This is a genomic window from Microbacterium sp., from assembly GCF_051953575.1.
GTDB lineage: Bacteria > Actinomycetota > Actinomycetes > Actinomycetales > Microbacteriaceae > Microbacterium.
On the sequence record NZ_JBQCIP010000261.1, the window covers coordinates 1 to 9117 of the forward strand.

The 9117-nt window shown below is 70.7% G+C and carries 12 protein-coding genes; 9 read left to right on the top strand and 3 right to left on the bottom strand.

Features of this window, described 5'->3' with window-relative positions; translation table 11 throughout:
- Nucleotides 1-108 precede the first annotated feature (108 nt).
- Nucleotides 109-321: a PLDc N-terminal domain-containing protein gene (locus ACTHNQ_RS16550; protein WP_440335051.1), complete on the bottom strand. Its 213-nt coding sequence runs from the start codon at nt 319-321 to the stop codon at nt 109-111.
- Between the two features lie 105 nt (nt 322-426).
- Here ACTHNQ_RS16550 and ACTHNQ_RS16555 point away from each other — a divergent pair, with 105 nt between their 5' ends.
- From ACTHNQ_RS16555 to ACTHNQ_RS16585, 7 genes are read left to right on the top strand one after another with little or no spacing between them, the layout of a single operon-like run.
- Nucleotides 427-1575, top strand: a complete 1149-nt coding sequence (locus ACTHNQ_RS16555) for a CpaF family protein (RefSeq protein WP_440335052.1) — start codon at nt 427-429, stop codon at nt 1573-1575.
- On the top strand, nt 1572-2432 hold the full coding sequence (locus ACTHNQ_RS16560; RefSeq protein ID WP_440335053.1) for a type II secretion system F family protein: 861 nt from the start codon (nt 1572-1574) through the stop codon (nt 2430-2432). The genes ACTHNQ_RS16555 and ACTHNQ_RS16560 overlap by 4 nt, the downstream gene beginning before the upstream one ends.
- Complete coding sequence (locus ACTHNQ_RS16565) at nt 2429-3355, top strand: type II secretion system F family protein (RefSeq protein WP_440335054.1); 927 nt, start codon at nt 2429-2431, stop codon at nt 3353-3355. The genes ACTHNQ_RS16560 and ACTHNQ_RS16565 overlap by 4 nt, the downstream gene beginning before the upstream one ends.
- 28 nt (nt 3356-3383) lie before the next feature.
- Nucleotides 3384-3578 carry a hypothetical protein gene (locus ACTHNQ_RS16570; protein WP_440335062.1) on the top strand — a complete coding sequence of 65 codons (195 nt, stop codon included), beginning with the start codon at nt 3384-3386 and terminating at the stop codon, nt 3576-3578.
- 3 nt (nt 3579-3581) lie between these two features.
- Nucleotides 3582-4016, top strand: a complete 435-nt coding sequence (locus ACTHNQ_RS16575; RefSeq protein ID WP_440335055.1) for a TadE/TadG family type IV pilus assembly protein — start codon at nt 3582-3584, stop codon at nt 4014-4016.
- The gene (locus tag ACTHNQ_RS16580; RefSeq protein ID WP_440335056.1) at nt 3991-4476 is read left to right on the top strand and encodes a TadE/TadG family type IV pilus assembly protein; all 486 of its coding nucleotides are present in this window, start codon (nt 3991-3993) and stop codon (nt 4474-4476) included. The genes ACTHNQ_RS16575 and ACTHNQ_RS16580 overlap by 26 nt, the downstream gene beginning before the upstream one ends.
- Nucleotides 4473-4922, top strand: a complete 450-nt coding sequence (locus tag ACTHNQ_RS16585; protein WP_440335057.1) for a pilus assembly protein TadG-related protein — start codon at nt 4473-4475, stop codon at nt 4920-4922. The genes ACTHNQ_RS16580 and ACTHNQ_RS16585 overlap by 4 nt, the downstream gene beginning before the upstream one ends.
- 15 nt (nt 4923-4937) lie before the next feature.
- Here ACTHNQ_RS16585 and ACTHNQ_RS16590 read toward each other — a convergent pair whose 3' ends face one another.
- Nucleotides 4938-5822, bottom strand: coding sequence for an LLM class flavin-dependent oxidoreductase (locus tag ACTHNQ_RS16590; RefSeq protein WP_440335058.1), 885 nt, complete (start codon nt 5820-5822; stop codon nt 4938-4940).
- 55 nt (nt 5823-5877) lie between these two features.
- Here ACTHNQ_RS16590 and ACTHNQ_RS16595 point away from each other — a divergent pair, with 55 nt between their 5' ends.
- Nucleotides 5878-6327 (top strand): MarR family winged helix-turn-helix transcriptional regulator, encoded by a 450-nt coding sequence (locus tag ACTHNQ_RS16595; protein ID WP_440335059.1) that lies wholly within the window; start codon nt 5878-5880, stop codon nt 6325-6327.
- Nucleotides 6328-6357: 30 nt separating this feature from the next.
- On the opposite strand, the gene ACTHNQ_RS16600 is transcribed toward ACTHNQ_RS16595, so the two are convergent.
- Nucleotides 6358-6981 (bottom strand): response regulator transcription factor, encoded by a 624-nt coding sequence (locus tag ACTHNQ_RS16600; RefSeq protein WP_440335060.1) that lies wholly within the window; start codon nt 6979-6981, stop codon nt 6358-6360.
- 142 nt (nt 6982-7123) lie between these two features.
- Between ACTHNQ_RS16600 and ACTHNQ_RS16605 the strand changes: the two genes are divergently transcribed.
- On the top strand, nt 7124-9007 hold the full coding sequence (locus tag ACTHNQ_RS16605) for a hemagglutinin (RefSeq protein ID WP_440335061.1): 1884 nt from the start codon (nt 7124-7126) through the stop codon (nt 9005-9007).
- Nucleotides 9008-9117 lie beyond the last annotated feature (110 nt).

The following is a 9117-nucleotide window of genomic DNA, read 5'->3' on the forward strand; positions in this document are numbered from 1 at the left end:
TGTCTGCCGATTTCACCACTCCCGCGAGTGGCTCTCAGTCTACTGAGGCGCCTGACGATCGGCTGTGGGGCTGACCCCCGTATCGGTCGCGGGGTCGGCCCGGTCGCGTCAGCGGCGGATGCCGAACAGGAAGTAGCTCGCCGGGCCGATCCAGTTGACGAGGATCGCAGGGATCCACGCGGCCTTCGGGCCGCGCACCTCGTCGGCCTCGCGGTGCGCGAGGTCCCAGAAGGCGAGGAACGCGAAGGCGACCTGCACGATCCCGGCGAGCCCGAGGCCCGCCTGCACCCGAGGGGAGAGGTCCTTCTTGTTCTGCGTCATCGTCGCTCCTTCGTCGGTGACTTCCATCCTGCTCCACCCCGCCGACGCTCGCACGTCTGTGGATAACTTTCCGGTCGCATCTGCGTTTCTTGCGAGGATGCTCCGGTGACCTCGCCGACCGCCCCCGTAGCGACCCTCGTCGCCGAACGGGTGCGCGAACGTCTGCGCGCCGAGCGCTCCGATCCGACCCGGGACCCCGAGTTCGCGGCCCAGATCGCGCGGCTCGAGGTGCGTCGTCACAACGACTACGCCCTCGCACGGGGACTCGCCACCGTCGACGACGAGGCATCGTGCGTGCGGGACGTGCTGGCGGTGGTCGCCGGGTACGGCCCGCTGCAGGCCTACCTCGACGACCCCACGGTCGAGGAGCTGTGGATCAATGCGCCGGACCGTGTCTTCATCGCCCGCGGCGGCGTCGCCGAGCGCACGCCGCTGACGCTGACAGACACAGCGGTGCGCGATCTCGTCGAGCGGATGCTGCAGTCCAGCGGCCGCCGGGTCGACCTCAGCCAGCCGTTCGTCGACGCCTCGCTGCCCGACGGATCACGTCTTCACGTGGTTATCCCCGACATCACACGGCGCCACTGGGCGGTCAACATCCGCAAGTTCCTTCCCGCGTTCCGCGATCTCGGACGCCTGGTCGCGGCGGGATCGCTCGCCCCGGCGGCGGCCGGTCTGCTGCGTGACGCCATGGTCGGCGGTCGATCGGTGCTGGTCTCGGGAGCCACGCACGCGGGCAAGACGACGCTGCTCGGCGCTCTGATTGCCGCCTGCGCGCCCGAGCAGCGCATCGTCACGGTGGAAGAGACGTTCGAGCTGGCGGTCGCCGCGCCCGACATCGTGTCGCTGCAGGGACGCCAGCCGAGTCTCGAAGGCACGGGCGAGGTCACCCTGCGGCGCCTCGTGAAGGAGGCGCTGCGCATGCGTCCGGACCGGCTCGTCGTCGGCGAGGTGCGCGACGCCGAGGCGCTCGATCTGCTGCTGGCGCTCAACACCGGCGTGCCCGGCGCCGCCACGATCCACGCCAACTCGGCGCGCGAGGCCCTCGGCAAGCTGGCGGCACTGCCGCTCCTGGCCGGACGCAACATCGACTCGACCTTCGTGCAGCCGGCGGTGGCGGCATCCGTCGATCTCGTCGCCCACTGCGAACGCGACGCGACCGGCGCACGACGAGTCGTCGAGATCGTCGCGCCGACCGGCGTCGAGGACGGCATCATCGCGGCGCGCACGCTCTACCGGGCAGGGTCGGCATGACCTTCGTGTGGGGAGCGGTGCTCGCGGCGGGACTGCTGCTCATCGTGTCGCCGTGGCTGTGGCCGCCGGGGCGACGCGTCGCCGAGGAACCGGCTCGACCCAGCAGGCTCAGCCGCCTGCTGGAGGATGCCGGGATGGCGCGCACATCGCCGATCTCGCTGGTGGTCGTCGCCGCCGTGAGTGCGGTCGTGCTCGCAGCCGTCGCGTGGCTGGTCGCGCCCGTGCCGGCCCTGGCGCTCGTCGCGGCGGCGACGGGCGCAGCGGCCCCGTTCGCCTGGCTGCGCGCCCGCAGTTCGCGACTCATGCGCGTCCGCAGGGGACTGTGGCCGGACGTCTGCGACCTGCTGATCGCGTCGGTGCGCGCGGGGATGTCGCTGCCCGACGCGGTGTCGAGTCTCGCAGAGTCCGCGCCCGCCGAGCTCCGGCCCGCCTTCGGAGCGTTCGCGCGCGACATGGCCGCCTCGGGGCATTTCGACTCCAGCATCCTTCGACTCAAGGTCAACCTCGCCGACCCGGTGGCCGATCGCATCGTCGAGACGCTCCGGATGGCCCGCCAGGTCGGCGGCACCGAGCTGACGGCGGTCCTCCGCGCGCTCGCGTCGTCGGTCCGCGCCGATGCCGCCCTGCGGGCCGAGGTCGAGTCGCGGCAGTCGTGGATCCGCGGTGCGGCGGTGCTCGGCGTCGTGGCGCCGTGGGTGATCCTGGCTCTTCTCGCGATGCGCCCCGAGGGTGCGCGCGCCTATGCCAGCCCGACGGGGATCGCCCTCATCCTGGTCGGCGCCGCGGTGTCGTTCGTCGCCTACCGGCTGATGCTCCGCCTCGGGCGGCTTCCCGAACCGCGCAGGTGGTTCGGATGACGGCGTTCACGACCACGGACCTCGCCTTCTCGATCGTGCTCGGCACGGCGCTCGGCGTCGGCGTGTGCCTGCTCGTCTCGCTCGCTCCCCGCTGGGGAGCGCCGAGTCTGGCCCGGCGCATCGCGCCCTACATCCGCGACGTCACCGATGCGCGCGGCCTCGATGTCACCGGCGGACGCGCCGCGGCGGGGGCATGGGCGCCCGTGCTGCAGCTTCGGCTCGCCCGTCTCGCCGGTGGCGACGCCGCGCTCGCCCTGCGTCTGCACCGCGCCGGGTGGGTCATCGACCCCGCGCGCTTCCGCGTGCGCCAGCTGGCGTGGGCGATCACCGGACTGGCGGCCGGCGGCGTGGTCGTCGTCGTACTCGTGCTCGTCGGCCGGGGCTCGCCGGCCCTCGGGCTGCTGCCGCCGGTGGCCGCGGTCGCGGGTGCGCTCGGCTGCGACGCGTGGCTCACGCGAGCCGCGCGCACTCGGGCGACCCGCATCCAGGAGGAGCTTCCGACGGTGCTGGAGTTCCTGTCGCTGTGCCTGTCGGCGGGCGAGGGCATCCTCGACTCGCTGCGCCGGGTGAGCGAGGTCGGGGCGGGGGAGCTCACGACCGAACTGCGGGGCGTGGTCGTCGCGGTCGGAACGGGGTCGCCGCTCTCGGAGTCGCTCACGCGTCTCGCCGCAGGCCTTGAGATCCCCGCGCTCACCCGCTCCATCGACCAGCTCGTCGCCGCGATCGACCGGGGCGCACCGCTCGCTCACGTGCTGCAGGCGCAGGCCATCGACGCCCGCGAGGACGCGAAGCGCACGCTCATCGAGAGCGCCGGGCGTAAAGAGATCTACATGCTCTTCCCCCTCGTGTTCCTGATCCTCCCGCTGAGCGTGCTGTTCGCGGTGTTCCCGGGGATCTTCATGCTGCGACTCGGACTCGGCTGACGCCGGAAAGGAAATCATGAGAGATCGGATGCTGCGCCTCGTCGCGCGACTGCACACCGCCGCCCAGGACCTCGCCGACGATGAACGCGGTGACGTTCCGGGGTGGGTGCTCATCACGCTGATGACGGCCGGACTGGTCGTGGTGATCTGGGCGGTCGCAGGACCTGCTCTCGCCGATCTGTTCGATCAGGCGCTCAAGCGCGTGTCCGGCGCGGGCCTGTAGACGGTGCGTGCCGTCGTCGCCCGTCTCGTGGCGGGCGTCCGCGCCCGGTTGCGGGCCGAGCTCGGCGACGAGACCGGCGCGAGCCCGGTCGAGTTCGTGCTCGTGGGCACGCTCCTGACGGTCCTCACCCTGGCGGTGCTGCAGTTCGGTCTGGCCGTATACGTGCGCAACGTCGTGCACGACGCGGCGGTCGAGGGGGCGTACGAGGCGGCGCTCGCCGACACCACGCTCGAGGATGGAGCGCGCCGCACGCGCGACATCCTCACACGCACCGTCGGCGCCGAGTACGCGGACGACGTCCGTGTGCGCGAGACGACGGCGCTCGGCCATGACGCGGTCGAGGTGCGCGTGACCACCACGTTGCCGCTCATCGGGCTGCTGGGGGCGCCGCGCGTCCTGGAGGTGAAGGCCCATGCGCCTGTCGAATCGTTCGACTGACCGGCCGTCGGCCGGGGTCGCTGACGGCCAGGACGACTCCGAGCGTGGATCGGCGGCGCTGGAGTTCATCCTCGTCGGCTTGCTGCTGCTCGTTCCGCTGGTCTACCTCATCGTCTCGCTCGGCCTCGTCCAGGGGCAGAGTCTCGGCGCCGAGGCGGCGGCCCGGCATATCGCTCGCGCTGTATCGACCGCGTCGGATGCGGCCGACGCCCGCGTCCGCGCCGACGCCGTGCTGGCGGCCGTCTCGGACGAGTACGACCTCGACGGCGTCGACCTGTCGCTGTCGTGCACGCCGGCAGGCGTCGAGTGCCCGAGCGCGGGAGCGACGCTGCATGTCATCGTCCGGACGAAGGTCACCCTGCCACTCGTCCCGCCCGTGCTGGGGCTCGACGATCTGGCGGCGATCCCCGTCGAGGCGTCCTCGGCACAGAAGGTGTCGCGCTTCTGGGGCGAGCGATGAGGGTCCGCCTCTGGCGCGCGGTGCGCCGACGCGATCCGCGGTCGCCCGACGACGACGGCAGCGTCCTGCTGCTGACCTTGGGGTACGGCGTGCTGGCGATCGCGGTGGTGCTCGTGTGCACGGCGGCGACGAGCCTGTACCTCGCGCAGAAGGAGCTCGACGCCGTCGCGGACTCCGCCGCCCTCGCGGCAGCGGACGGCTTCGAGCTTACGGTGTCGGATGCCGGGCCGACCGCGACGCTGTCCGACGACGATGTCGAGCGAGAAGCCCTGGCCATGATCACCGAGATCGGCGCCGGAGCGGTGCTCGTGTCGGCCACGTCGCCGGACGGAGCATCGGCCCGCGTCACGGTGAGCGGCACCTGGCACCCGCCGGTGGTCACGATGTTCGTACCCGACGGCGTCCGGCTCGAGGCGACGGCGACGAGCCGCACGGCGCTGCGGTGAGGCGCATCCCGCAGATCACGCGAGGGGGCCGACCACGTTGGTGACGAGCCGCCGGACGATGTGGTCGGGGTAGCCCCGCGGAAGGTTCAGGACCAGGTGGGTGGCGCCGGCAGCGATCAGACGAGCGCCGGCGGCGCGGGTTGCGGAGAGGTCGTCGTAGTCCACGGTGAGCTGCACGGAACGACCGACGTGCGACGGGTCGCGTCCGATGACCGCGCAGAGCTCATCCAGTCGTGCCGACCGTTCGGCGAACGCCTCGACCGAGTTGTGCGGCGGACCGGGGATGTTCCAGATATCGGCACGTTCAGCGATGAGCCGCAGCATCCGATCGCCCCAGCCGCCGATGAGCAGCGGCGGCCGACGCGAGGGACGGGGCTCGTTCACGGTGCCGCGGAGCGTAGTGAACGGTCCGTCGAAGTCGAAGGCGCGTCCCGCCCACATGCGGTCGAGTATGTCGAGCGTCTCGATGAGCCGCGCAACCCCCTCACGGGGAGGGACGAGCTCCACTCCGAACGCCGCGTACTCGGCGATCGCAGGATTGGTCGCGAAACCCCCGGCGCCGCTCGGCTGGATTGTGCCGCCCACGCCGATGCCCATGATCAGGCGACCTCCCGAGATCGTGTCGACGGTGCTCGCGATCTGGCCAAGCAGCGCGGGGCCGCGCAGTCGGTTGCTCGTCACGAGCAGCCCCACCCGAACGCGTTCGGTCTGCGCGGCGAGGGCGCTCAAGAGCGTCCAGCCCTCGAGGATCGGGCCGTCCGCGGGCGGGGCCAACGGCAGCAGATGGTCCCAGAGCCAGGCGTCGGCGAATGCGGGCTCCTCGTCTGCGTCGCGCCACACGCGGACGATGTCGGCGTAGTCCACGTGCATGGGTGTCGTCTTGATGCCGAAAGTCACCATGGGTGAGAGCATATCGTCAGTGATACTGATAATCAGTGAACGATATAATTCAAGCATGACAGGAGACATCGCGGCCCTCGACGACCGGCTCGGGTACCTGCTCAAGGCGGCTTACCGCGGACTTGCCGAAATCGTCGACGCCGCCCTCGTGCCGTTCGGCGTCACCGCACGCCAACTCGCCCTCCTGTCCGTCATCGCCCGTGACCGCGCACTGTCTCAGATCGCGTTGAGCGAGCGGCTCGGCGTCGACCGCACGACGATCGTCGCCATGCTCGATGTGCTCGAAGCGCAGGGCTGGGTCGAACGTCGACGCGACCCCCAGGATCGTCGACGCAACGTCCTGACGCTCACAGACGCGGGTGCGGCGCATATCGTCGACGCCGAGAAAGCCCGCGCCGCAGCCGATACGGCATACCTGGCCGTGCTCGGCGAAGGGGATGCCGGACGCTTCCTGGCGTCGCTGAGGACCCTGATCGCGGCCGGCCCCGCGTCGCAGGCCACCTGACCCTCAGTGCGGGAAGCCGCACGGCGGATATCACTTCTCCGGGCTGTCCCTGTCGCCGTTGCCGGTTCCCGCTCGCGCCGCCAGGGCCACGGCTTCCATGCGGGAGTGCACACCGAGCTTCATGAGCAGGTTCTGCATGTGCGCACCGACCGTCTTGATGCTGATCCCCATGGCCGTCGCCACCTGCTTCTGTGTCAGCCCTTCGGTCGTGAGCGCGAGCACTTCCCGTTCGCGCTGCGTCAGGGACGACAGGCGCCGAAGATCGGCGGTGGCGTTGCGGGCGGGCTTCGTTCGCTCGATCAGGCGGCGCACGCGTGCCAGGAACTCCTCGGCGTCCATGTTCTCCGCCGCGTAGTCGTCGGCGCCGACGAGCAGCCCCGCAACGACGTCGGCGGGCGTCACGCGCTCCGCCGAGACGAGCACCGCGGGCATGTCGGGTCCGTACCGGTCCCGCAGCTCGCGCAGGAACGCGCAGCCGCCGTCCTCCACCTCCAGGATCGCGACGGCCGGCGGCGTCGCGTTCAGCGCGTTGGCGGCATCCATCGACTTGGCGAACGCCGCTGACGGCAGGCCGAGACGGCGCAGCAGCGCCACATAATCGGATCTCACATGGTCTCCGGCGACCACGAGGGCGAATGACTCTTCCGTGCCCACGATTCCCTCCCCGAAATCGCGTGCCTCGCTGGAACGGGCGCCCTAAGGAGTTTCCCCAGACTCCCCGCGCCAAGACCCGATGGTCACGTCCCCACGCGGTTCCTAGCCTAGGGCCAGCAATGGCCTGGGGAAAGGGGAAGCCATGCGCAGAGGGATGCGGCAGCGTGCGCTCGCCGCGGGAATCACCGGCTGTCTGGTCGTGGGGGTGATCGTCGGCGCAGCGTCGGCGGCATCGGCCGCGGTCGTCGGCCCATACAACATCGACGGGAACGTGCCGGATGCCGGCGCGACCTCCTACACCGACCCGAACGGCAACACGAAAGAGCTCGGGCCGCTCAATTCGAGCACCACCAAGATCGGAGTCATCCACAACGACGCCCTGCCCACGCTCGACCTCACCAACCCGAACGCTCAGGTCGACCTGAACCAGGTCTGGCTCGCGACGCAGCGCGTCAGCAACAAGGACTACCTGTACTTCGCGTGGCAGCGCGACAAGGAGACCGGCAGCGGCTTCATCGCCTACGAGTTCATGAAGAATGTGGCTCCCGCGGCGTGCGCCTATGGGACGGCAACCGAAGCCCAGCTCATCGCGGGCTGCAATCCGTGGGCGAACCGTCAGGCCGGCGACTTCATGATCCTGTGGGACCAGCAGGGTGGCAGCACCAAACTGTACGTCCGCACGTGGTCGGGCACCGCGCCCAACCTCACGCTGAGCCCGCTGAGCGAGCTGCCCGCGGGCACCTATGACGCGAAGTTCAGCGCCGATGGGTTCCGCGGCGAAGCGGCGATCAACCTCACCGACAACGGCATGGGATCGGGTGGGGCGTGCCTCGCGTTCGCCAACGTGATCCCGAGCACGGTGACCGGAAACTCCGACACCGCGGACTACAAGGACACCGTCCTGCAGAAGATCTCGCTGAGCAACTGCAGCTCGACGACGGTGACCACTCCGTCCGGTTCGAACGGGCTGCCCCTGGGCGGCACGGCCTCGATCGGCACGGGCGTGCTCCAGGTGAAGGACTCGGCGCTGGTGAGCGTGACCGGCGGCAATGCCACACCGGCCGGCTCGGTGGACTTCTGGCTCTGCAAGAAGGACTCCGGCACGTGCGACACCGGCGGCACCCACATCGGCCCGACGAGCCTCAGCGGTGCGTCGTATCCGGTGACGGTGCTCTCTCCGAGCGCATGGGTGACGTCTGCGGGCCGGTACTGCTGGCGTGCGGAGTTCTCCGGCGACGCCGCGAACAGCATTCCGAGCTCGAAGGACTCGAGCGCGGGGGAGTGCTTCACGGTGACGCCGGTGACGCCGACGCTGTCGACCACCGCGAGCGACGACGTGGTCCTCGGTAACGCGGTGAGCGACCAGGCGGTGCTGTCGGGGACGGCGACGCAGCCGACCGCGAACATCATCGAGACGTCGGCGCCGCAGAACCTGACGCCCGCGGGTGGCAACATCGTGTTCAAGGCCTACGGCCCGGGCGCGGTGTGCAGCGGCACGCCCGCCTATACGTCCGGCCAGGTCACGGTGAGCGGTGACAACACGTACTCGAACGCCCCGGCGTTCGTGCCCACTGACCCGGGCACGTACCACTGGGTGGCCGTGTACAGCGGTTCGTCCCCGAACACCAACGGTCTGACGCACAACGGCGACTGCACGGACGGCAACGAGGACGTGACGGTGAACACCGTGCCGTCGTCGATGACCACGGCGCAGACGTGGGTGCCGAACGACTCGGCGACGGTGTCGGCTGCGGCCGGCGGCAACGTCAAGGGCACCGTGACCTTCACGCTGTTCGCGACGAACAACTGCACGGGCGCGGTCGTCTACACGACCACCGCATCGCTCGACGGGCCGTCGCCGCAGACGGGCTCGACGGCGAACACGACGGCGGTGTCCGCCTCGGGGAGCTACTCGTGGCAGGTCAGCTACCACAGTGACAACCCGGCGCAGCGGCACATCGCGGCCAGCTGCCACGAGACGTCGTCCCTGACGATCGCGAACGGAGGTGCCGCGACGAGCGACTGAGCATCCCGTCCCCCGTACGGGATGCGGCGGCGGCCGGCGGGGCCCCCCCGCGCCCCGCCGTCAGGCGGGGGGTGACCCCCCCCCCGTCGCCCCCGCACGGGTCGGCGGGC